The following is a 24,376-nucleotide window of genomic DNA, read 5'->3' as shown; positions in this document are numbered from 1 at the left end:
CTTTTTTCGCTCGTGTGAAATATGATACCTATGGATTTTGTAATAGATTGTAGTGTAATGGTTATACTTATACTCCTTTGTCTTTTAGTATATTCAAGGTGTGAGTTTGTCATCCTGAAATGTAAGATGAAAAAATAAAGGGATATGTAGCGTAGTTGAAGAAAATATATTATAATAAAAAATTGTGATAAAAACCTATATTTTACGTTTAGACTTTAATTTTTCAGAATAAACTAGGGATAGGATTTACGAAAAAGACATGTAATTACGTTAAATCGACAAAATCTATACAAGAAAACGCACATTATGGAAGGATTCACAGAAGGGATGTAGAATACAGAAATATGCAAAACATCAACAACATATTAGTTGGTGTAGATGTATATCCCGTGAAGGCTGAAATTGTGCAAGTTGGAGCGGAATTTCATGTCGGAATTTTGTTTGTCGCATCATATGCTCATCCTTTAAGGAAATAGCAAGGCAATTGGATCATTGTAGATACTGAACAAAATGGAGTTGATTGTTATATGGATCAACATGAAAAAGTTACAGATCTCAAGATCAAACAGTATATGTGGCTTGCTACTCTTCTTGTAAAAAGGTGTATATGTATTGTTTCTAAGAGATACATTTGTAACAGATGAGCAAATGTATACAATTTTATATAGCAAGTATGTATATGCGATTTATGCAGATAAAGGACCTATAGGAAAGGTTCAAAATCGTTTATACAATGTAATCGGCAACACTTTCTAACAAGTTTAGAAAAATATTGTCGAATTATAAAGGAATTTTTTAATTTATATCGAATACAAAATACGACACGGAGATGGAGTTATGGGGAACAGAATTCCCGAAGAAGTTGTTGAACAGATTCGGACATCATCCGATATTGTAGAAGTCATTGGTGAATACGTTCAACTTAGAAAACAGGGGCGTAACTATTTCGGCCTTTGTCCATTTCATGGTGAGAATTCTCCTTCATTCTCTGTTTCATCTGATAAGCAAATTTTTCATTGCTTCGGATGTGGAGAAGGTGGAAATGTATTTTCCTTTCTAATGAAAATGGAAGGACTGGCTTTTACCGAGGCTGTTCAAAAGCTAGGTGAAAGAAATGGAATTGCGGTTGCAGAGTACACATCAGGACAAGGACAACAAGAAGACATATCTGATGACACTGTCATCATGCAACAAGCTCATGAATTATTGAAAAAGTATTATCATCATTTATTAGTAAATACGGAAGAGGGAAATGAAGCACTTTCATATTTATTAAACCGTGGTATTACGAAAGAGATGATTGAGAAGTTTGAAATTGGTTATGCATCACCTGCTTGGGATGCGGCGACGAAAATTTTACAAAAAAGAGGTTTATCGCTGTCTAGTATGGAACAAGCTGGCCTTCTAATAAGAAGTGAGAAGGATGGTAGTCATTACGATCGCTTCCGTGGAAGAGTTATGTTCCCGATCTATACGTTACAAGGTAAGGTGATAGCGTTTAGTGGAAGGGCGTTAGGGGATGACACTCCGAAATATTTAAATAGCCCTGAAACACCGATTTTTCACAAAAGTAAATTGTTGTATAACTTCCACCAAGCAAGACCGTTTATTAGAAAGCGTGGGCAAGTGGTTCTTTTTGAAGGATATGCCGATGTACTAGCTGCGGTAAAAAGTGGTGTGGAAGAAGCTGTTGCGACAATGGGAACAGCTTTAACTGAAGAACAAGCAAAACTTCTGCGACGTAACGTTGAAACTGTTGTTCTTTGCTATGATGGTGATAAAGCAGGGCGAGAAGCGACGATGAAAGCAGGGCAATTATTGCTAAAAGTTGGTTGCCAAGTGAAAGTCACATCCTTGCCAGATAAGCTTGATCCTGATGAATATGTGCAACAATATGGGACTACCGCTTTTGAAAATCTTGTGAAATCAAGTGTGAGTTTTGTTGGTTTTAAAATAAATTATTTGCGTTTAGGGAAAAATTTGCAAGATGAGTCTGGCAAAGAAGAATATGTGAAAAGTGTTTTAAAAGAGTTATCGTTGTTACAAGATGCGATGCAGGCAGAGTCATATTTGAAGTCATTATCGCAAGAATTTTCGTATTCAATGGAAACACTTTTGAATCAATTGCACCAATATCGCAAAGAACAAAAGGTACAGCAAAAACAAATAAAGCAGGTTGCTAAACCGTCTCAAGTCGTTCAAACAAAACCGAAGTTAACAGGTTTTGAAAGAGCGGAAAGAGAAATTATTTACCATATGTTGCAAAGTGCAGAAGTAGCTGTTCGTATGGAATCCCATATAGAAGATTTTCATACAGAAGAACATAAAGGGATTTTATATGAACTATACGCATATTATGAAAAGGGAAATGAACCTTCAGTCGGAACATTTTTAAGTTGGCTCTCTGATGAAAAGTTGAAAAATATTATCACTGATATTTCGACGGATGAATTTATTAATCCAGAATACACAGAAGAAGTGTTGCAAGGCCATTTGGAGACGCTTAGGCGGCATCAGGAAAAACTTGAAAAGATGGAGATCATCTTTAAAGTGAAACAAATGGAAAAAACAGATCCTGTAGAGGCTGCTAAATATTATGTAGCATATTTACAAAATCAAAAAGCGAGAAAATAGCTTTTTTGATAAAGTTTTAGTATAATGAATGTTTGTATCTCGCGTAAGGAGGGGAACAGATGGCTGACAAACCAGCTCGTTCTAAACAAATTGAAACTGAAATGACCCTTGAGCAAGTGAAAGAACAACTCACTGAGCTCGGAAAAAAACGTGGCGTTCTTACATATGAAGAGATTGCAGAACGCATGAATGGATTTGAAATTGAATCCGATCAAATGGATGAATACTATGAATATTTAGGTGAACAAGGCATTGACTTAGTTGGTGATAATGACAACGAAGAAGGCCCTAATAATCGCCAAATTTCAAAAACAGAAGAAGAGTTTGACCTCAATGATTTAAGTGTACCACCAGGGGTTAAAATCAACGATCCTGTTCGTATGTATTTAAAAGAAATTGGTCGTGTAGACTTACTATCTGCAGAAGAAGAAATTCGACTTGCAACGCGTATTGAAGAAGGCGATGAAGAAGCGAAACGTCGTCTTGCAGAAGCAAACTTACGTCTTGTAGTAAGTATTGCAAAGCGCTATGTAGGCCGTGGTATGCTTTTCTTAGACTTAATTCAAGAAGGTAATATGGGTCTAATTAAAGCTGTTGAAAAGTTCGATTATCGTAAAGGTTTCAAATTTAGTACGTATGCAACTTGGTGGATTCGCCAAGCTATTACACGTGCCATTGCAGACCAAGCGCGAACAATTCGTATTCCAGTTCATATGGTTGAAACGATTAACAAGTTAATTCGTGTACAACGCCAATTATTACAAGATTTAGGTCGTGAACCGTCTCCTGAAGAGATTGGTGAAGAAATGGATCTTGCTCCAGAAAAAGTACGTGAAATCTTAAAAATTGCACAGGAGCCAGTTTCTCTTGAAACACCAATTGGTGAAGAAGATGACTCCCATTTAGGTGACTTTATTGAAGACCAAGAAGCAACATCGCCTGCGGACCATGCAGCCTATGAATTGCTAAAAGAACAATTAGAAGATGTGTTAGATACGCTAACAGATCGTGAAGAAAATGTTCTACGTCTTCGTTTCGGTTTAGATGATGGACGAACTCGTACGCTTGAAGAAGTTGGGAAAGTATTCGGCGTAACGAGAGAGCGTATCCGTCAAATTGAAGCAAAAGCACTTCGCAAATTAAGACATCCAAGCCGTAGTAAGCGTCTTAAGGATTTCTTAGAATAGGTTATTTTTTAAGTTTACTTCACCATTGTGAAGTAAACTTTTTTATTTTGTTAATTTTTGTTAAAATTTAGCTATCGGCAACGATTACAATTTCTTGTAATTTATTTTACAGAATTGTCTTTTGATTTGCAAATGCTCATTTTTCGATTTTTCGATTAATTTTGTTTATTCTATACAAAAATATATGTAGAAAAGCGAAAAATATGATGAGAAACGTTAATAATTATCGAAATAATAAGCGATATGACAATAAAAAACAATAAACTGAATTTATGGAATATTTTTAACAAGTGGTAGTTTACTCTTTTCTGATAGAGCGTTTTCAAGTACAATGGAAATGACTGAATCATCTAACTATTTAGGGGTATAGAGGGGGGAGAAGAGATATGAAACGTAATCCGCTGATTCCGTTCGCTCTTATTGCAGCATTGGGTATTATCGTTATGTTTGTATTTTCATTTCAGGGGCTAAATAAATCTAAAGAGTTAGCTGATGCAAAAAATGGCGGGAAGCCAGCACAAACGGCATCAAAACCAGAAGATATTGTGAAGCAAAGCTGTACGAGCTGCCATGGTGATCAGTTACAAGGGGCAGTTGGACCTAACTTGCAAAAAATTGGTGGGAAACTTTCAAAGGATGAAATTAAAGAAATTCTTTCGAAAGGAAAAGGCAATATGCCTGCCAATATAGTTCCAGCTGATCAAGCCGCTAAAGTAGCTGATTGGTTATCGAAGAAAAAATAAAGTTCCGTATGACAAGCCTTTTGCTTATGCAAAGGGCTTGTTTTTCTATATTTTCTAAAATACGATGAATGATAGAGCAGTGAATTGTTGTTATGGGCTTGCAACAACTACTATAAATTCATTATCATGGAGACAGACTGACAAGAGAAGGAGTAATGGAAATACATGAATGAAGTAAAGCTTTCAAAACGATTAGAAGAAGTTGTACGTGAAATACCAGTAGGATCTACAGTCGCTGATATTGGATCGGATCATGCGTATTTACCGTGTTATACAATTATAAATAATATTGCTACAAAAGCAGTTGCAGGAGAGGTCGTAGATGGACCATTTCGCTCTGCGCAAGCAACTGTAGCTGAAAGTGGTTTACAAGATAAAGTAGATGTGCGTAAAGGGAATGGACTAGCTGTTATCGCACCAGGAGAAGTAGATGTAATTACAGTTGCCGGAATGGGCGGAGCGTTAATTCGTGACATTTTAGAAAGTGGTAAAGAAAAATTAGAAGGTGTAACACGTTTAATTTTACAGCCTAATATTGCAGCGCATCATATTCGTGAATGGTTTATTGAGAATGGTTGGGAGCTTATCCATGAAAAAATCGTAAAAGAAGATGGGAAAATTTACGAAATTTTAGTAGGGGAGCGAGGAAATGTTGCAGCGCCTTACTCTGAAAATAAACAAGCTGAATTGTTTATGGGACCATTTTTAATAACAGAAAAAAGTGAAGCCTTCGTTGAAAAATGGGAAGGAGAATTAAAAAACTTCCAAAATATTTTAAAACAGTTAGAACGTGCAGCTGATTCTGAAGAAACAAAAGCGAAGCGTGGGGAAGTAGAAGCGAAAATGAAAATGATAGGGGAGGTTTTATCATGAGTAAAATTCCAAATGGCCATGAAATTATTTCTTTATTTGAAAGTATGTATCCGAAGCATTTGGCGATGGAAGGAGATAAGATTGGCCTGCAGATTGGAGCGCTTAATAAACCCGTGCGGCACGTATTGATTGCGTTAGATGTAACGGAAGAAGTTGTGGATGAAGCAATTCAATTAGGGGCAAATGTCATTATTGCTCATCATCCTTTAATTTTTAACCCGTTAAAAGCGATTCATACAGATAAGGCGTATGGGAAAATTATTGAAAAGTGTATTAAAAATGATATTGCAATCTATGCAGCGCATACAAATGTGGATGTTGCTAAGGGCGGGGTAAATGATTTACTTGCTGAGGCGTTAGGATTGCAAAATACAGAAGTTTTGGCACCGACATATGCAGAAGAAATGAAAAAAGTTGTTGTGTTTGTGCCAGTCACTCATGCAGAAGAAGTAAGGGATGCATTAGGAGACGCAGGTGCTGGTCATATCGGCAATTATAGCCACTGTACGTTTAGTAGCGAGGGTACAGGCACATTTGTGCCTCAAGAGGGGACAAATCCTTATATCGGGGAAACTGGACAGTTAGAACGTGTAGAAGAAGTGCGAATCGAAACGATTATTCCAGCTTCATTACAGCGGAAAGTGATTAAAGCAATGGTAACGGCGCACCCTTATGAAGAAGTAGCATACGATGTGTATCCGCTTGATAATAAAGGTGAAACGTTAGGCCTAGGAAAAATAGGATACTTACAAGAAGAAATGACGCTTGGTCAATTTGCAGAACATGTGAAACAATCATTAGACGTGAAGGGCGCAAGGGTTGTCGGTAAGTTAGACGATAAAGTGCGTAAAGTAGCTGTACTTGGTGGAGATGGTAATAAATATATAAACCAAGCGAAATTTAAAGGAGCAGATGTATATGTAACTGGTGACATGTACTATCATGTTGCTCATGATGCGATGATGCTCGGTTTAAATATAGTTGACCCAGGACATAATGTTGAAAAAGTAATGAAACAAGGTGTACAAAAGCAATTACAAGAAAAAGTAGATGCAAAGAAACTCAATGTACACATTCATGCTTCGCAGTTACATACAGATCCATTTATATTTGTATAAGAAAAATAAAAACCGTTGCTCATGCAAGCAACGGTTTTTATTATTGTTCTTTTTTCACTTTCACGCGAGGTAATATTTTTTGTAACGGTACTTTTCGAACTCTTTCCCATGTAGCGGGATTCATTGGGTTATATTGCTCTAAGAAAGCGATAACTTCTTTCGTAATTGGCGTTGGAGTAGAAGCACCTGCTGTAACAGCTACGTTTTCTACACCTTGTAGCCACTCTAATTGAATTTCGCTTACATCAGCAACTCGATATGCTTTTGTACCCGCGATTTCTTGTGATACTTGTGCTAAGCGATTTGAATTGTTACTTTTCGGATCACCAACAACAATTGTTAAGTCTGCAACATCAGCTTGTTTAGCGACAGCTTCTTGGCGAACTTGAGTTGCTAAACAAATTTCTTTATGGAATTCTGCTGTTGGGAATTTTTTTTGAATGTCCTCCATTAAATGTTGAACATCCCATTGACTCATCGTTGTTTGATTTGTTACTAAAATTTTATCTGTTGGGATTTCTAATGTTTTTAAATCATCGGCTCTTTCGATAAGGTGAACGATGTCAGGTGCAATACCAACTGCGCCTTCTGGCTCTGGATGATTTTTTTTACCGATATAAATGACATGATACCCTTCCGCTTTCTTAGCTTCGATAAGGTCATGCGTCTTGGTAACATCTGGGCAAGTAGCATCGATTGTCGTTAAACCTTTTTCTTTAGCGCGTTGTTTAACTTCTGGAGAAACACCGTGTGCAGTGAAAATAACAGTACCAGAATCAATTTTATCTAAAATTTCTAAGCGACTTGGACCGTCTAATGTGATGATTCCATCTTCTTCAAAAGCGTCTGTAACATGTTTATTGTGAACAATCATACCTAAAATATAAATGGGTCTCGGCAATGATTTATCTAATGCGGCGTTACGTGCAATTACCATTGCATCGACAACACCGTAGCAATAACCACGAGGGGAAATTTTAACAATTTTCATATGAGTAATCCTCTCCTTCTAAACAAGGGATACTTTTGTGCATAGTCTTTTACATTATAAAGGAGGAGTGGATAGAAAACAAAGGATTGTTACACATATAGTTTTGGTTTTGTTGCTGTTTGTTGAACTGGTTCTTTCGGTAACTCTTTTTCTATTACAGGTTCAATCACTATTTTCTTTCGTTTTCGTTTCTTTTTTTGAGGTGCAGGAGGCGGACTTTCTACTTCAACTGGCTCTGTTACATTTTCCGTTTGATTTTCTTCCGTGCTTTTTCCAGAGGTGAGGATTTTAACAATGCTTGGTAGACTACGCATAATAGGACCGTACTGTTCGACGACAGGACCTACAGATTGAACGACTTGGGATACTTTTTCGATGTTATTTATCATATTAGTTGGATTTGAAATTAAGTTCGAAAAAAAACTGCCGATGCCACTGCTTGCTGTTGCCGCAGCTGTAGTTGTGCCCCCGCGCGTTTCAGTTGATTCATACATTTGAGGCGGTATCATTTGCTCAGGATATTGCTGCATGTATGGTTGATATTGTGGATGTTGCTGCGGATATTGTTGTTGGTATTGCTGCGGATATTGCTGTTGATATTGGGGCGGTGGTGGTTGCTGATGCATCATCGGTTGCCCTTCCATTTGTCGGTAAGGTGGAACCATTTGCATAAAAGGCTCGGTTGGATCGTGTTTTTTAAAAAGCTTAGCAAGAAAACCTTTCTTTTTTTGTGCCATTGGTGGTAGTTGTGGAATTGGATATGGTGTATAAGGTTGCTGCCCTGGATTCGGATACATTTGCCTTGTAGGGGATTTCGGAAACATGTGAGAAATCCTCCTTTCTTCAGTTAGGTATATACACATACAATATGCAATAAAAGGGAAGAAGGTTAGTTTTTGAAGTGAAAACCTAAACTAAAGATGGATTTTACTTGTAGATTTCGATATAATGTAGACTTGACTGATTTGTGCGCGCAGTAGAAATTTTAGAAAGAAGGTGTAACTTATGACACAACAAACTTTTACACAGTATGATTTTAAACCATTTTTAATAGATGCAGTTCGTGAACTACGCTTTACAGAGCCGACAGGAATTCAGCAGAAAATTTTCCCAGTCGTGAAAAAAGGTGTAAGTGTAATTGGACAATCCCAAACAGGTTCTGGGAAAACACATGCATACTTACTTCCTACATTAAACAGAATTAATGCAAGTCGTGAAGAAGTACAACTTGTTATTACAGCGCCTACTCGTGAGTTAGCACAACAAATTTACGAAGAAATCGTGAAATTAACAAAGTTTTGTGCGGAAGACCAAATGATTACAGCACGTTGTTTAATTGGTGGAACTGATAAACAACGTTCAATTGAGAAATTGAAAAAACAACCTCATATCGTAGTTGGGACACCAGGACGTATTAAAGACTTAGTTGAAGAACAAGCATTATTTGTTCATAAAGCAAATACGATTATTGTCGATGAAGCAGACTTAATGCTTGATATGGGATTCATTCATGATGTAGACAAAATTGCAGCACGCATGCCTAAAAACTTGCAAATGTTAGTTTTCTCTGCAACAATTCCTCAAAAACTAAAACCGTTTCTGAAGAAATATATGGAGAATCCAGAGCATATTCATATCAATCCAAAACAAGTTGCAGCTGGAAACATTGAACACTATTTAGTGCCTTCTAAACATCGTAATAAAATTGATTTAGTGCATAAAATGCTACTTCAATTTAAACCGTATTTAGCAGTTGTTTTCACGAATACGAAAAAGATGGCAGACCAAGTTGCTGATGGATTAATGGAACGTGGCTTAAAAGTTGGACGAATTCACGGGGATTTATCACCACGTGATCGTAAAAAAATGATGAAACAAATTCGTGACCTTGAATTCCAATATATTGTTGCGACTGATTTAGCAGCACGTGGTATTGATATTGAAGGGATTAGCCATGTTATTAACTATGAGCTACCATCAGATTTAGATTTCTTCGTTCACCGCGTTGGAAGAACAGCACGTGCGGGGCATTCTGGTATTGCAGTGACGATTTATGATCCAGCAAACGAAGAAGCGTTAGATAGCTTAGAAAAACAACGTCATATCGAGTTTAAACATGTAGATTTACGTGGAGATGAGTGGGCAGATTTAGGTGAGCGTCGTCGTCGTAAGAGCCGTAAAAAACCAAATGACGAACTTGATGTTATGGCAACGAAAGTTATTAAAAAACCAAAAAAAGTAAAACCAAACTATAAACGTAAACTTGCAACAGAACGTGACAAAGTGAAGAGAAAATATAGCAATAAAAAAAGATAAGGGGTTTCCCTTATCTTTTTTTAATCCCGCTAATTTAAATGAAGAGTATAGTCTGTCTAAATAGTCATATGAATTTGTGTAGTGCGTCTTTTGTGAACAAACAATTCACTACATATTTCTACAAATTATGCTATCATTATATCTACTGTATATTGAAGAGGTGATTGTATGTTAAAGATTGGATCTCATGTTTCTATGAGTGGTAAGAAAATGTTATTAGCAGCAAGTGAAGAGGCTGTTTCATACGGTGCAACAACGTTTATGATTTATACAGGTGCACCGCAAAATACACGAAGAAAACCAATTGAAGAATTGAACATAGAAGCAGGAAGAAAACATATGGAGCTGAACGGAATTGAGGAAATTATCGTCCATGCGCCGTATATTATTAATGTTGGGAATACGACGAAGCCAGAAACATTCCAATTAGGCGTAGACTTTCTTCGCATGGAAATTGAAAGAACATCGGCATTAGGTGTAGCGAAACAAATTGTTCTTCACCCAGGAGCGCACGTTGGTGCTGGAGCAGATGCTGGTATTCAACAAATTATTAAAGGGCTTAATGAAGTGTTAACGCCAGAACAGACGGTTAACATTGCGTTAGAGACGATGGCAGGAAAAGGAACAGAATGCGGTCGTAGCTTTGAAGAAATTGCAAAGATTATTGATGGTGTAAAATATAATGAAAAGCTATCCGTATGCTTTGATACGTGTCATACGCACGATGCAGGATATGATATTGTAAATGACTTTGACGGCGTATTAAACGAATTTGATAAGATCGTTGGTATAGATCGTTTACAAGTACTTCATATTAATGATAGTAAAAATGTACGCGGAGCAGGAAAAGACCGTCATGAAAACATTGGATTTGGTCACATTGGGTATAAAGCATTGCATCACATTGTACATCATCCACAGTTAATGCATGTACCAAAAATTCTTGAAACACCGTATGTAGGGGAAGATAAAAAAGATAAGAAGCCACCATATAAATTGGAAATCGAAATGCTGAAAAACGGCACTTTTGATGAAGGGCTTCTTGAAAAAATTAAAGCGCAATAAGGAGGGGAAATCCCCTCCTTATTTTAGTAGTTGCTGAAATAATGTATTTACTTGTTGGGCAGTGGCAGGGGAAGTTACTTTTGCGATCTGTTTTAAGAGCTCTAGTCGCTCGTTGTTATCGTAAATATTAATATTTTTACCCTTCATAAGTAAAACGATTTGGTCAGCTTGTGCGGCTGTAATAGGAACTTCGTATTCTTTGCTATATTTTAATAACTCTTTTGTAGAAATATGATTTAATTTTTTATTAACAATTTGTTTAATGAGGTTCATCTTATTATCCTCCTTCACGCGTTCTTCTATCGAAATATATGAGCATGTAGCTTGTACATATTCGTATGGAGTTTCTTTTTTCATGAGGAAAAGAAGCGTATGTTATAATATAAGGACGAAACTACAGAAAAAGAGTACAGGGAGGGCTTATGGAGCAAAAGCAACATCGAAAAGAAAGTGTTATTCATCTTATTTATCGTTTAGTTATGATTATTTTTGGAGCAGCATGCGCGGCGGTGGCGATTGAACTATTTTTAATGCCAAATAAAATTATTGATGGTGGAATTATTGGTATTTCTCTTATATTAGATTATCTTACTCCTAACATTTGGTGGTTAAGTTTTTCTACTTTAGTCGTTGTTCTCAATATCCCATTTATGTATTCCGGTTATAAGCAAATTGGAAAAACATTTATGTTATCTTCGACATTTGGTATTGTAGCGTTAGCTTTCATTGAGTCAACGTTACATGCGGTGCCACCATTTACAACAGAACCTATTTTAGCGACAGTGTTTGGTGGGCTTATTTTAGGTCTTGGTGTAGGACTTGTAATTCGTCATGGTGGGTCGTTAGATGGAACTGAAATTATGGGGATTTTATTAACGAAGAAACTACCGTTCTCTGTTGGTGAATTCGTAATGTTTGTGAACTTATTTATTTTTGCATGGGCAGCATTTGTGTTTGGTGTGGAACAAGCGATGTATTCTGTTATGACGTACTATATCGCATTTAAAACAATCGATACAGTAATTCAAGGGCTAGATGAAACGAAGGCGGTTTTAATTGTATCTGATCAATATGAGGAAGTATCAAACGCGATTTTGCATCGTCTTGGCCGTGGAACGACAAAGCTTGTAGCAAAAGGTGGTTACACGGATAAAGAAAAAGAAGTTATTTATGCAGTTGTAACGCGTCTAGAAGTGACGAAATTAAAGTCAATTGTGCATGAAATTGATGAAAATGCGTTTGTTACGATTATGAGCACGCAAGAGACAAATGGTGGTAAGTTTAAATCGGCTATTCACTAAAAGTTTATAGGAATATTTTTTGAAAGCAGAGAATTTTTCTCTGCTTTTTGTTATAATAGTAAGGTTTCTTGAAAAAATAGATATATTTTAGGCAGATTGGTTTACAACTATAATAAGCTGTACTATAATTCAAATAGATATAAATCGGAATCATTCTGAATTAAAATAGGTGAGATGCTATGAATAATATATTAGAAATTGAAGGTTTAACATTCCGATATGAAGATCGGAATGTGTTAGAAAATATTAATTTGCAAGTTCCGAAGGGAGCTTTTTTAGGTTTAGTGGGACCGAATGGTTCAGGTAAATCAACTTTACTTAAGTGTTTATTAGGCGTTTTAAAGCCAAAAGAAGGAAGCATACGCGTGTTTGGCGTTGATAGTAAGAAGTTTAAGGAATGGAACAAAGTTGGTTATGTATCCCAAAAGGCAAATAGTTTCAATTCTGGTTTTCCAGCAACTGTTTCTGAAGTTGTCTCAATGGGACTTGTTTCGAAAAAAGGGCTTTTTCGCTTTTTTACAAAAGAGGATAAAAAAAAGGTAGAAAAAGCAATTGCTGATGTAGGGATGAGTGAGTTTCAAGGTCGTAACATTGGAGAGCTTTCTGGTGGACAGCAACAGCGTGTATTTATTGCTCGTGCGCTCGTTAGTGATCCTGAATTGCTTATTTTGGACGAGCCTACTGTTGGAATCGATGTGAAAAATGTGGAAAGTTTTTACGAAATATTAGAGGATTTAAACAAAAGGCTCGGGATCACATTAATTCTTGTTACTCATGATATGGGAGCTGTTACTGAAAAAGTAACACATGTTGCATGCCTAAACCAACATCTACATTTCCATGGAAATGTAGAGAAGTTCCGAGAGTTAGAAGATGCAGAAATGTCCGTCTTATATGGACATCATGTTCATCGTTTAGAACACGAACATGAGCATCACGGGAGGATATAATGATACAAGATTTTTTACAATATGACTTTTTACGTAATTCTTTATACGCAGGTATTTTAATTGGACTTGTTGCACCGCTAATTGGTGTGTTTGTTGTTATTCGTCGTTTATCTCTTATTGCGGATGCATTAAGTCACGTGACGTTATCGGGTATTGCAGCAAGTTTATTACTTGAAAAAACCATTTTTACAGGTGGATTTTTAAACCCCTTATATATGGGGATGATTTTCTCGATTGGTGGAGCGCTACTAATCGAAAAGTTACGAACTGTATATAAGCACTATCAAGAATTAGCAATTCCAATTATCCTTTCGGCAGGGATGGGGGTTGGAGTTATTTTCATTTCACTTGCAAATGGATTTAACACAGACTTATTTAGTTATTTATTTGGTAGTGTCAGTGCTGTAACAAGTACAGATTTAATTATTATTGGGATTGTAGCAATTGTTGTTGTTGCGACAATTATTTTATTATATAAAGAGCTGTTTCTATTATCATTTGATGAGGAATACGCAGTATCAACTGGTTTAAGAGCGAAATGGATTCACTTTATTTTCATTATATTAGTTGCTCTTGTCATTGCAGTATCAATGCGTGTAGTGGGGGTTCTTCTCGTATCATCATTAATGACATTACCAGTTGCAGCAAGTATTCGTATTGCTAAAGGATTTAAACAAACAATTTTCTTTTCCATTTTATTTGGTGAAATTGCAGTAATTGGTGGAATGTTTGCTTCGTATCAACTTGATCTAGCGCCAGGTGGTACAATTGTTATGATAGCAGTTCTTATTTTAATCGGTGCGATTTTATGGAAGAAGAAAAAAACTGCATAAAGTAGGGATAGGTATGAATCTAACAGAAGCTTTACGCCTAATGAAAGAAAAAGGATATAAACATACTGGAAAAAGAGAAGAGATGCTCAGATTATTTGCAGCACATAATCGTTATTTAACTGCGAAAGACGTTTTAGAACATATGAAAGACGATTATCCAGGGCTTAGTTTTGATACGATTTATCGTAACTTAACAGTTTTTGCTGAGATTGGTGTTTTAGAACAAACAGAATTAAATGGCGAAAAACATTTTCGTTTTACTTGTTCTATTATGGAACATCATCATCATTTTATTTGTTTGGATTGTGGGGGGACGAAAGAGATTACTTCCTGCCCAATGGATTTTATGAATAAAGATTTTACTGGTTATGAAGTAACGGGTCATAAGTTTGAAATATATGGTCGTTGTCCAAAATGTGCAAAGTAAAAGCTCGTCGGTTATGTAACTGACGAGCTTTTTTACGTAGAAAAGAAGGTTGCTCACAAATATTGTGGCAACCTTCTTTTTATTGTTCTTGTGTCTCTTTTTCTTTTTCTCGTTCAGCAGCCATTTCAGCAGCAATTACGTCGATTTCTTTTTTCAGTTCTTCTACCATTGTTTCTTCTGGTACTTTACGAACGACTTGCCCTTTACGGAATAATAATCCCTCTCCACGTGCACCGGCAATACCGATATCAGCTTCACGAGCTTCACCAGGGCCATTTACAGCGCAACCAAGTACTGCAACTTTAATTGGTACTTGAAGTGTAGAGATGTATTCTTCCACTTCGTTAGCAATGCTAATTAAATCGATTTCAATACGACCACAAGTTGGACAAGAGATAAGTGTTGCTGCATTAGACGCAAGACCGAATGATTTTAATAATTCGCGAGCAACTTTTACTTCTTCAACTGGATCAGCACTTAATGAAATACGTAGTGTATTTCCGATGCCTTTATTTAAGATTGCTCCAAGACCAGCAGCACTTTTTACAGTTCCGGCAAACAATGTTCCAGATTCTGTAATACCTAAATGTAATGGATAATCAAAAGCACGAGCAGCTTTCTCGTATGCTTCGATTGCTAAGTTAACATCAGAGGCTTTCATAGATACGATAATATCGTGGAAATCTAAGTCCTCTAAAATTTTAATATGATGTAGCGCGCTCTCAACCATACCATCTGCAGTTGGGTACCCGTACTTTTCTAAAATGTGTCGCTCTAATGAACCAGCGTTTACACCGATACGGATTGGAATACCGCGCTCTTTTGCTGCATTTACAACAGCTTCTACTTTATGGCGACGACCAATATTACCTGGATTGATACGTACTTTATCGATGCCACCTTCAATTGCTTTTAAAGCAAGGCGATAATCAAAATGAATATCAGCAACAAGTGGAATGTTGATTTGTTTTTTTATATCAGCAATAGCATCTGCTGCGCGTTCATCTGGAACGGCAACGCGGACGACTTGACAGCCGGCTTCTTCTAAACGCTTGATTTCAGCAACTGTTGCTTCAACATCATGTGTTTTTGTTGTTGTCATACTTTGTATAATTAATTCATTATTACCGCCGATTGTTAAATTACCGACTTTAACTGGACGTGTTTTTGTACGATGAGTCATTTCATTCACGAATAGATCGCTCTCCTTATAAAAGAAGTTTCTTATTTAGTCCCTCATATCAATGATAGTATACGTGATATAGGGCTATAGAAACCGAAGTACTCGGTTTCACTTTTACTATTGTATCAGCGCCTTTATGTAATTGACAAGGATTAAGTGATAGCTTATTGATATAACGGGAATTTATAAGACTTTCCAATTTGTATTTTTGTAGCAGATGTACTTTTGTTTAATTGTTTAAAGTCGTCAATGACTTTTTCTATGGAAGGAATTTTTTTCTTGTTAATTTGTTCTGTAATAGAAAGAACTGTCTCACCAGTTTTTACTTCAATTGTTTTATAAGATACATCCGTTTCTTTTTCTGTTTTGTTCGCTTTATTTTGTTGACTGTCTGTGTTTTCTTTTTTAATTGTTTGAGCAGCAGTTGTTTTTTTATATGAACTTAACATCGGTAAAGTACCGATTTTTATATCGTAATAAAATATATAACCGAGAACAAGCACGAATAGGAATATACCTAATCTCTTCATATTCTTCACTCCTTTGCTAGGAATATATGCTTGTCCCAAAAAAAAATGCCTATTTAGGCATTTTTTATTTTTCTTTCGGTTTGGGTACCTCTTTAATCGTTAAGTATAGAACGATTAAAACAACAGCGATATAAATGAACGTTGCTCCAGGTACGACGATTTTGAATAAATCCATAATCATGAAGAAAATGGTTGGGATCGTGTAGCTGTATGCAGTTAGTGTCCAAACTTGTTTATAGGATAGTTTACGTTGACCGCTCATAGCAGAACCGATGAACGCAAGTAAAGTCACGCCTACAAAAGTGATGAATAATTGGAATAGGTACACTAAGAATCCAATAACAAATAATAAAATTGGATAAATATTATCGAATAAAGAAATAAATTCTTGTAGATCTTTTTTCTCAAGAGATGCACCTAACAAATCGTTATAAGAATACGTTTGTGTTTGACCATTTCCCATAGAGACTACTTTATCTTTTAAAACAAATAAACCTGTTTTATTTTGATATTTTTCTAGGTCTGTTGAATTTGGATCAAATACGAAAAGTGTATTTCCTTCTTCTTTTTCAATAGGTTGATCAATATCGGCTTTTAGTTCGCCATTTTCGATTTTAAAATCAGGTAAATCTTTATCGATGACTTGATTTACCATGCCAACACCATCCTGGATAAAACTACCGTACAAAAAAGTTCTTGGAATAGTAGTAATTAAGCAAAGTAGCATAATATACAAAATGGTTTTACCGATTTTTTGAAAACGGAATAGTGCCATATCTTTAGGCGAGTATATGCTTTTTACGAATTGGGTAAATATGGACATAGATTCACTTCCTTTATGTATGTATAAAATCATTGTAACGTAGGAATCTAGAGAATCTCAAGATATATTATATTTACATATAGTGGAGATAACTAAATTTCTTTTATTAACTTTCTTCTTTTAAATAAGAAAAATACAATTGACACTTTTCTTTTCTATATGGTAAATTTATCTTACATTTCTTAAAGAGCATATCCGATAGGAATTCCTCTATTTGATATGTTGTTACATACATAATTGTGGACCCTTAGCTCAGCTGGTTAGAGCAGACGGCTCATAACCGTCCGGTCGTAGGTTCGAGTCCTACAGGGTCCATATCCATTTCGCATGTTTATTATGTTAGCAGGAAGCTTCCTTGTAGAAGGAAGCTTTTTTTACGGAATATATGAGCATTTTAATTGAAAAGAAGTGGGAATTTTGCTACTTTAATGATAGCAAGACAATGTGATTTATTTGTTTGCACCCTATGGCAATTAGGGTAGAATGAAGTTGTATGTCACTTAAGTGGCAATACATAAACTGGGAGGAATATAACAATGGCAAAACACGAATTACCAAATTTACCTTATGCGTATGATGCTTTAGAGCCTCACTTTGACAAAGAAACAATGAACATCCATCATACAAAACATCACAACACGTACATTACAAACTTAAACGCTGCTTTAGAAGGTCATGCAGAATTAGCTGACAAAAGCGTAGAAGAATTAGTTGCAAACTTAAACGAAGTACCAGAAGCAATCCGTACAGCAGTACGTAACAATGGTGGCGGACATGCTAACCATACATTCTTCTGGACAATCCTATCTCCAAACGGCGGAGGACAACCTGTAGGTGAACTTGCAACTGCAATTGAAGCAAAATTCGGTAGCTTCGATGCATTCAAAGAAGAATTCGCAAAAGCTGGCGCAACTCGCTTCGGTTCTGGTTGGGCTTGGTTAGTAGTAAACAATGGTGAGTTAGAAGTAACAAGCACTCCAAACCAAGATTCTCCTTTAACTGAAGGTAAAACTCCAGTTATCGGTTTAGATGTTTGGGAGCATGCTTACTACTTAAACTACCAAAACCGTCGTCCAGACTACATCGGCGCATTCTGGAACGTTGTAGATTGGAACGCTGCTGAAAAACGTTACCAAGAAGCAAAATAATCGTAATAAATATAGAAAAAGCTAGGGGAGAGCTCCTAGCTTTTTTCTATGCTTTCCTTTTACATAATTGGGCTTGTCTTTGGAAGACTAGAACATGAAGTAAAGGAGAGTTGTGTATGAAATGGAAACATATAATTGGTGACGTTGAAGTGAATCGGGATTTAGTGTTATTGCTCCTTATAGGAGGTTTATACACGCTCGCAATTTCTTTATCGAATACGTTTGTAAATATTTATTTATGGAAACAAACACAAAATTATGTGAATCTTGGCTTGTATAATTTAGCCAGCGTGGTATTACAGCCTCTCACATTTCTTGTAGGGGGAAAATTAGCGAAACGTATCGATCGCTCGATTTTATTACGAATAGGAGTAGGGACGCTCGCAATTTTTTTTATTGTTGTCTTAGTAGCAGGGAAAAGTGCTTCTCAGTATATTTTATTAATGGGGGCTCTTTTAGGAGTAGGATACGGTTTTTACTGGTTGGCTTTTAACTTATTGACATTTGAAATTACAGAACCAGAAACAAGAGATTTCTTTAATGGGTTTCTTGGACTTCTTACATCCTTCTCTGGAATGATTGGACCAATAGCAGCAGGATACACAATTTCACGTATGGAGAAATGGAGTGGCTATACTGTTATATTCTTTCTTTCATTAGTTCTATTTGCAATTGCTGTCGTCTTAAGCTTCTTTTTATCTAAAAGAGAATGTGAAGGGCGTTATGAAATCGTGCAAGTATTGAAAGAACGACGGATTGATAAAAATTGGGGAAAGATTACACGAGCTCATTTTTTCCAAGGATTGAGAGAAGGAACGTTTATTTTTGTCATTTCAGTATATGTTTATTTAGCAACTAATAGTGAGTTTGCATTAGGGAAATACAGTTTAGTGAACTCTGCTGTATCCTTTGTATGTTACTACTTAGTTGCTCGTATGTTAAAGAAGGAGTGGCGAAAAAAAGCAATTTTACTTGGAGGCATTATTTTATATGCTGTCGTCTTTTTAGTTATTTTCAATGTTACATACACGAAATTACTTATTTATGCGGCATGTATTGCAATTGCATATCCTATATTACTTGTTCCGTACGGATCAATGACATATGACGTAATTGGTAGAGCGAAAAATGCGAGAGAATGGCGTGTGGAATATGTCGTTGTTCGGGAGTTGTGGTTAAACGCCGGAAGAATCTGTTCCATTTTAAGTTTTTTATGTGCTGTACTATTCTTTCCACCTGAAAAAAGTTTACCTTACTTATTATGTATTTTAGGTGCTGGACATTTTCTTATTTATTTTGCAGTTAAAAATGTCAAATATGATGAGGGAAATGCGAGTAAAGCAAGTGTTGTAACGCAAGGGAACGCGCAAAATCAAACTGAACCAGAAGGTTAACTTCTCGTTTGTTTTATGCTAGAATAGAAAAAGATGTAAGACAGCAGTGAGGACACCTGTATGAAGGTGTCCCTTTCACATTACATAGCTGTTGGTAGAGGGGGTTTGTATGAGCAAGAAGCAGAAGCAAAATAAGAAAAAGACCCACGTTCCTTTTCGGTTAAACGTGCTGTTTTTCTGCGTGTTTTTAATGTTCTCCGCGGTTATTGTAAGGCTCGGATATGTACAAATTGTTCGCGGTGAAGAATATAAGAATGAAGTGGAGAAGAAAGAAAACTCAACGATAAGTAATCCTGTACCGCGTGGGAAAATATTTGACCGTTATGGGCGACCTGTAGTAGATAATGCAGCCGTTCGTACTATTACATTTACAAAAATGAAAGGATCAACTGCAGAAGATCGCTTAGAAACAGCGAAAAAGCTAGCAGATTTGATTGAAGTACCGACAGATAAATTAACAGATCGCGATAAAAAAGATTATTGGCTTGCTATGCATAAAGAGGAAGCTAAAGAAAAAATTACGAATAAAGATCGTCAAGAGTTTAAAGATAAAAAAATTGATGATAAAGAATTAGACGAGCGTCAGCGAAGTCGTGTAACAGAAGAAGAGATTAATCAATTATCCGCAAAAGATCTAGAAATACTAGCGATTAAAAGTAAGATGGACGGCGGATATGCAATGACACCTCAAGTTATTAAAAAGGATGCTACAGAAAAGGAATATTCGATTATTAGTGAAAACCTAGCAGCATTACCAGGTGTAGATACGAATGTTGATTGGGAGCGAAAATATACGTACGATGATTTATTCCGAAGTGTACTAGGTGGGGTGTCGACATCTGATGAAGGCTTACCGAGAGAAAGACTAGATTACTATCTTGTTCGTGATTATAATCGAAATGACCGAGTAGGAAAAAGTTATCTTGAACAACAGTATGAAGATAGTCTGCACGGTACGAAAGCAGAAGTTAGAAATGTTACAGATAAAAACGGTAATATTTTAGAAACGATTAATGTATCAAAAGGACAAAGTGGTAATGATCTGAATTTAACAATTGATATGGAATTACAAAAGCGTGTGGAAGATATTCTTGCGAAGAATTTAATGAGATTTAAAGGAAGCGAACCTCTTTTAGATCGCGCATTCGTTGTAATGATGAACCCAAAAAATGGTGAAGTTTTATCTATGGCGGGGAAACAATTAGTTAACGAAGATGGTCAAACGAAAGTAAATGACTTTGCATTAGGTACCATGACAAGTTCTTATCCGATGGGATCAACTGTAAAAGGTGCAACAGTACTTACTGGATATCAAACTGGTGCGATTCAACCAGGATCGGTGCAATTGGATGAACCAATTAAATTAAAAGGTACACCTACGAAGTCGTCTTGGAAAACGATGGGATACATTAATGACCTTACAGCTTTAAAAATGTCTTCTAACGTTTATATGTTTAAAACAGCGATGAATATCGCCGGTGTTAAATATGTGAGAGGTGGTACGTTAGATATACCTCAAAAAGCATTTGATACGATGCGTTATTATTTTGGACAGTTTGGACTTGGTGTAAAAACAGGAATTGATTTACCGAATGAATCTGCTGGTCAGATGGGTAGAAGTAGTCAACCAGGTTTCTTACTAGATTTATCAATTGGACAGTATGATACGTATACACCGCTTCAATTAGCGCAATATATTTCGACGATTGCCAATGGCGGATATCGCATGCAACCACAAGTTGTAAAAGAAATTCGTCAACCGGCAGTGAAACCAGATGAAGTTGGGAAAGTTGTTCAATCTATGGAACCGAAAGTATTAAATCGTATTGATATGCCGGAATCGCAAATTAAACATGTTCAAGAAGGATTTAGACAAGTGTATAATGATTCAGGTGGTACAGCTACAAAATACTTTACAGGTGCAAAATATAAAGCGGCAGGGAAGACGGGTACGGCGCAAACTGTGTATGGTGGAGATAAAGAGATTGGTAGAAATGCAAAAGGTGAACGTGTGGAAACATATAACTTAACATTAGTAGGTTATGCGCCACTTGAAGATCCAGAAGTAGCATTCTCTGTTGTCGTTCCATGGGTACATGATGATAAGACTGGTATTAATGGATATATTGGTCGTGAAATTATGGACGCTTACTTTGATTTGAAAAACAAGGAAGTAAATGGTGAAGCTCCAAAAGATGATAAAGACAATAAAAATAAAGAGCAAGATGATGAATAAAAAAGTTGTAAAAAAGCACACTATCTGAAAAGATAGTGTGCTTTTTTTTATGGTTTATGCATATCGTGTAATAAATGTGGACAAGTATACAACATTGAAAAAACGCGGCCGTATAAATGATACTTGTATATGATGGGATAGGGGATAACTGTTTTATAGGGAAATCATCAGAGGAAATGAATAGCTACTACTGAATTAAAATTGTACCGTATGTTGATTTTTGTGGAACTTTACAAAACTTTTACAAACAATTAAAACCGAATTAATAGTTTAGCAGTATTCTTATATCTGTAATCCTGTTATTTCCGGTTACTTCTAGGAGGAAGAACACGTGAAATGGATGCGTACACCGATTAAAGTTTTCGTATTATCAATATGGTTCCTCTGTTTTGAAATGTCTACTGCATTTGCTTTAAATGATACGGGAGAAGTGAGAGTTGATGGATCCTCAACGGTTTTTCCTATTATAGAAGCAGTAGCGGAGGAATATACAAAGGTGCATCCAGACGTGAAAATTTCCATCAGTATTTCTGGAACTGGGGGAGGATTTAATCGTTTCAGTAAAGGAGAAGTAGATATAAATAATGCTTCGAGAGTAATGAAACAAGTCGAGAAAAATGAAATGAAGAAAAACTCTATTCAGTTCACACCTTTTGAGGTTGCTAACGACGGTCTTACGATTGTTGTGAATCGCCATAATACATGGGTAGACGATATGTCAGTAGACGAGTTACGACTACTTTGGAGTGAAGATGGAAGAGAGAAGCGATGGTCACAAATTCATTCAACATGGCCACGTGAACAAGTGAAGTTTTATGCACCAGGCGTAGACTCTGGTACGTATGATTATTTTCAAAATGTCATCTTACAAAATCATCGCATTGTAAAAAAAGTCTCTTTGTCTGAAGATGATCAAGTTATTATGCAAGGGGTAATGAATGATAAACATGCCATTGCTTTTGTAGGATATGCTTATTATATGGCTAATCGAGATAAGGTGAAAGCAATAAAAGTAAATGGTGTATTTCCGACGAAAGAGACCATTCAATCAGGTAAGTATAAGCCGTTATCTAGGCCGCTACTTACTTATGTGAATAATGCATCTATCCGAAATAAAATGAATGTAGCAAACTATGTTGAGTTTATGATTCAGCATGTCGGTAACCTCGCTGAAGAGGTCGGATATGTAAAATTAAGAAAAGAAAAATACAATGAACAGCTGCGTATGTTAACAGAAATAAAAAGGTAATGTCAGGGTGGAAAGGGGTTTTCATCTTTGGCTCATAATGACAAAAGTCAAATTACATTTTCTGTACAACATTTGATTGAAAGAAATACAAAACAAAGAAAAAAAACGCAGCGAATCAATCGAATAGTGCCTTTATTACTAAAAATAATTGCTAGTGTTTCTATTGTGACGACACTTGGAATTGTTTTTACGCTCTCTAATGAAACAATCATGTTTTTTCAAAAAATATCATTATACTCCTTTTTAACGGAGAAAGAATGGTTACCATTTTTTGAAGATCCTAAATTCGGTATATTACCACTTATATGTGGAACGTTCCTTGTAACAGCAATTGCTATGTTTGTAGCAATTCCTATCGGTTTAGCGTGTGCCGTATTTTTAAGCGAATATGCTTCAAATAGTGCACGAAAAATATTAAAGCCGATGTTAGAACTATTAGCAGGTATCCCGACAATTGTATATGGTTTTTTTGCATTAACAGTTGTTACACCGCTTTTACAAAGGATTATACCAGATTTACAGTTTTTTAATGCGATTAGTCCAGGAATCGTTATCGGATTTATGATGATGCCTACAATTGCATCTCTATCTGAAGACGCGATGAGAGCTGTGGCGAAAGGGACGAAAGAAGCTTCATTAGCACTCGGAGCGACGCGGTTTGAAATGGTAAAACAAGTGGTGTTTCCGTCCGCTTTTACAGGGATTATGGCAGCAATTATATTAGCAGCTTCTCGTGCAATTGGTGAAACGATGATCGTTGTAATTGCAGCAGGATCCACACCAAATGTATCGCTTGATCCGACACATTCTATTCAAACGTTAACAGCCTATATTGTGCAAGTAAGTTTAGGTGATGCTCCGCATGGAACGATTACGTATTACAGCATGTATGCTGTAGGCGCAACGTTATTTTTGTTTACCTTTATTATGAACATCATTTCGCAGTCAATTATGCGCCGTTTTAGGAGGATGACATAATATGCGAATGTTGAATCATAAAAAAATACAAAAAAATATGGCATCACGCTTTTTAAAAGATCGAATTTACAAATTGTTATTTTATATAGCAATTTTATTTTCAATCGTAATTTTGTTTTTGTTACTGTTTCAAATTGTTGAAAAAGGTATAAGTTATCTTTCAATAGATTTCTTTACAAATTTCGCTTCACGTAATCCGAAAGAAGCTGGTATTGCTGCAGCTTTGTCAGGGACAATATTATTTATGAGTATTGTTATACCTGTTTCTTTTATATTTGGAGTTGGAACAGCACTTTATTTAGAGCAATATGCGAAGGAATCTCTATTTAAAAAAATAATAGAGATTAATAATCAAACGTTAGCAGGAGTACCATCCGTTGTATTTGGATTGCTTGGT

Annotated in this window: 25 protein-coding genes and 1 tRNA gene; 20 read left to right on the top strand and 6 right to left on the bottom strand. The window is 36.1% G+C overall.

What is annotated here, in order from left to right:
- Positions 1-344 precede the first annotated feature (344 nt).
- The 7 genes from MR107_RS31360 (at position 345) to MR107_RS09765 (ending at position 6,555) form a co-directional block, all read left to right on the top strand.
- Positions 345-476: a hypothetical protein gene (locus tag MR107_RS31360; RefSeq protein WP_002024806.1), complete on the top strand. Its 132-nt coding sequence runs from the start codon at positions 345-347 to the stop codon at positions 474-476.
- Between the two features lie 136 nt (positions 477-612).
- Complete coding sequence (locus MR107_RS09790; RefSeq protein WP_000479733.1) at positions 613-756, top strand: hypothetical protein; 144 nt, start codon at positions 613-615, stop codon at positions 754-756.
- Positions 757-837: 81 nt separating this feature from the next.
- A complete protein-coding gene (dnaG, locus tag MR107_RS09785) occupies positions 838-2,634 on the top strand; it encodes a DNA primase (protein ID WP_000528221.1) in 1,797 nt (598 codons plus the stop codon).
- A gap of 59 nt (positions 2,635-2,693) precedes the next feature.
- Positions 2,694-3,821 (top strand): RNA polymerase sigma factor RpoD, encoded by a 1,128-nt coding sequence (gene rpoD / locus MR107_RS09780; protein WP_000764065.1) that lies wholly within the window; start codon positions 2,694-2,696, stop codon positions 3,819-3,821.
- Positions 3,822-4,207: 386 nt separating this feature from the next.
- Positions 4,208-4,564 carry a cytochrome c550 gene (gene cccA / locus MR107_RS09775; protein ID WP_000828141.1) on the top strand — a complete coding sequence of 119 codons (357 nt, stop codon included), beginning with the start codon at positions 4,208-4,210 and terminating at the stop codon, positions 4,562-4,564.
- A gap of 165 nt (positions 4,565-4,729) precedes the next feature.
- The gene (locus MR107_RS09770; protein WP_001006542.1) at positions 4,730-5,437 is read left to right on the top strand and encodes a tRNA (adenine(22)-N(1))-methyltransferase; all 708 of its coding nucleotides are present in this window, start codon (positions 4,730-4,732) and stop codon (positions 5,435-5,437) included.
- On the top strand, positions 5,434-6,555 hold the full coding sequence (locus MR107_RS09765) for a Nif3-like dinuclear metal center hexameric protein (RefSeq protein ID WP_226368601.1): 1,122 nt from the start codon (positions 5,434-5,436) through the stop codon (positions 6,553-6,555). Before MR107_RS09770 ends, MR107_RS09765 begins: the two co-directional genes overlap by 4 nt.
- Before the next feature lie 40 nt (positions 6,556-6,595).
- Here MR107_RS09765 and MR107_RS09760 read toward each other — a convergent pair whose 3' ends face one another.
- On the bottom strand, positions 6,596-7,546 hold the full coding sequence (locus MR107_RS09760) for a 4-hydroxy-3-methylbut-2-enyl diphosphate reductase (RefSeq protein WP_000706662.1): 951 nt from the start codon (positions 7,544-7,546) through the stop codon (positions 6,596-6,598).
- 89 nt (positions 7,547-7,635) lie between these two features.
- Positions 7,636-8,370, bottom strand: a complete 735-nt coding sequence (locus MR107_RS09755) for a YqfQ family protein (RefSeq protein WP_000484167.1) — start codon at positions 8,368-8,370, stop codon at positions 7,636-7,638.
- A 181-nt stretch (positions 8,371-8,551) separates the two neighbouring features.
- On the opposite strand from MR107_RS09755, the gene MR107_RS09750 reads away from it, so the two are divergent.
- Together MR107_RS09750 and MR107_RS09745 are read left to right on the top strand one after the other, a co-directional pair.
- Positions 8,552-9,862: a DEAD/DEAH box helicase gene (locus MR107_RS09750; protein ID WP_000194017.1), complete on the top strand. Its 1,311-nt coding sequence runs from the start codon at positions 8,552-8,554 to the stop codon at positions 9,860-9,862.
- Between the two features lie 168 nt (positions 9,863-10,030).
- Complete coding sequence (locus MR107_RS09745) at positions 10,031-10,927, top strand: deoxyribonuclease IV (RefSeq protein ID WP_000912460.1); 897 nt, start codon at positions 10,031-10,033, stop codon at positions 10,925-10,927.
- Between the two features lie 18 nt (positions 10,928-10,945).
- Here MR107_RS09745 and MR107_RS09740 read toward each other — a convergent pair whose 3' ends face one another.
- A complete protein-coding gene (locus MR107_RS09740; protein WP_001048954.1) occupies positions 10,946-11,200 on the bottom strand; it encodes a DUF2624 domain-containing protein in 255 nt (84 codons plus the stop codon).
- A gap of 149 nt (positions 11,201-11,349) precedes the next feature.
- On the opposite strand from MR107_RS09740, the gene MR107_RS09735 reads away from it, so the two are divergent.
- From MR107_RS09735 to MR107_RS09720, 4 genes are all read left to right on the top strand, one after another.
- On the top strand, positions 11,350-12,228 hold the full coding sequence (locus MR107_RS09735; RefSeq protein WP_000435963.1) for a YitT family protein: 879 nt from the start codon (positions 11,350-11,352) through the stop codon (positions 12,226-12,228).
- A 179-nt stretch (positions 12,229-12,407) separates the two neighbouring features.
- The gene (locus tag MR107_RS09730; protein WP_001059662.1) at positions 12,408-13,178 is read left to right on the top strand and encodes a metal ABC transporter ATP-binding protein; all 771 of its coding nucleotides are present in this window, start codon (positions 12,408-12,410) and stop codon (positions 13,176-13,178) included.
- Positions 13,178-14,011 (top strand): metal ABC transporter permease, encoded by an 834-nt coding sequence (locus MR107_RS09725; protein WP_000613815.1) that lies wholly within the window; start codon positions 13,178-13,180, stop codon positions 14,009-14,011. Before MR107_RS09730 ends, MR107_RS09725 begins: the two co-directional genes overlap by 1 nt.
- A 13-nt stretch (positions 14,012-14,024) precedes the next feature.
- Positions 14,025-14,438 carry a Fur family transcriptional regulator gene (locus MR107_RS09720; protein WP_001054516.1) on the top strand — a complete coding sequence of 138 codons (414 nt, stop codon included), beginning with the start codon at positions 14,025-14,027 and terminating at the stop codon, positions 14,436-14,438.
- Between the two features lie 79 nt (positions 14,439-14,517).
- Here MR107_RS09720 and ispG read toward each other — a convergent pair whose 3' ends face one another.
- The 3 genes from ispG to yqgB form a co-directional block, all read right to left on the bottom strand.
- Positions 14,518-15,621, bottom strand: a complete 1,104-nt coding sequence (gene ispG, locus MR107_RS09715) for a flavodoxin-dependent (E)-4-hydroxy-3-methylbut-2-enyl-diphosphate synthase (RefSeq protein WP_153577907.1) — start codon at positions 15,619-15,621, stop codon at positions 14,518-14,520.
- A gap of 164 nt (positions 15,622-15,785) precedes the next feature.
- On the bottom strand, positions 15,786-16,151 hold the full coding sequence (gene yqfZ / locus MR107_RS09710) for a protein YqfZ (protein WP_000825414.1): 366 nt from the start codon (positions 16,149-16,151) through the stop codon (positions 15,786-15,788).
- A gap of 64 nt (positions 16,152-16,215) precedes the next feature.
- On the bottom strand, positions 16,216-16,974 hold the full coding sequence (gene yqgB, locus MR107_RS09705; protein ID WP_000021898.1) for a protein YqgB: 759 nt from the start codon (positions 16,972-16,974) through the stop codon (positions 16,216-16,218).
- 241 nt (positions 16,975-17,215) lie between these two features.
- On the opposite strand from yqgB, the gene MR107_RS09700 reads away from it, so the two are divergent.
- The 7 genes from MR107_RS09700 to MR107_RS09670 all read left to right on the top strand — a co-directional run.
- Positions 17,216-17,289, top strand: a tRNA-Ile gene (locus MR107_RS09700).
- A 221-nt stretch (positions 17,290-17,510) separates the two neighbouring features.
- The gene (sodA, locus tag MR107_RS09695) at positions 17,511-18,122 is read left to right on the top strand and encodes a superoxide dismutase [Mn] (RefSeq protein WP_001052031.1); all 612 of its coding nucleotides are present in this window, start codon (positions 17,511-17,513) and stop codon (positions 18,120-18,122) included.
- 116 nt (positions 18,123-18,238) lie between these two features.
- Positions 18,239-19,516, top strand: coding sequence for an MFS transporter (locus MR107_RS09690; protein WP_000871384.1), 1,278 nt, complete (start codon positions 18,239-18,241; stop codon positions 19,514-19,516).
- 109 nt (positions 19,517-19,625) lie between these two features.
- The gene (locus MR107_RS09685) at positions 19,626-21,752 is read left to right on the top strand and encodes a peptidoglycan D,D-transpeptidase FtsI family protein (RefSeq protein ID WP_000038992.1); all 2,127 of its coding nucleotides are present in this window, start codon (positions 19,626-19,628) and stop codon (positions 21,750-21,752) included.
- Between the two features lie 331 nt (positions 21,753-22,083).
- A complete protein-coding gene (locus tag MR107_RS09680) occupies positions 22,084-23,001 on the top strand; it encodes a PstS family phosphate ABC transporter substrate-binding protein (RefSeq protein ID WP_000871830.1) in 918 nt (305 codons plus the stop codon).
- A 27-nt stretch (positions 23,002-23,028) separates the two neighbouring features.
- Positions 23,029-23,979: a phosphate ABC transporter permease subunit PstC gene (pstC, locus tag MR107_RS09675; protein WP_000940918.1), complete on the top strand. Its 951-nt coding sequence runs from the start codon at positions 23,029-23,031 to the stop codon at positions 23,977-23,979.
- Position 23,980: 1 nt separating this feature from the next.
- On the top strand, positions 23,981-24,376 hold a 396-nt coding region (locus MR107_RS09670; protein ID WP_472926403.1), incomplete at its 3' end, for an ABC transporter permease family protein.

Origin of the sequence: Bacillus cereus group sp. BfR-BA-01441, from assembly GCF_022663075.1 — a bacterium.
Lineage (GTDB): Bacteria > Bacillota > Bacilli > Bacillales > Bacillaceae_G > Bacillus_A > Bacillus_A cereus.
Note: the sequence above shows the minus strand (reverse complement) of the source record. Positions and strands in the feature narration are given on the sequence as shown.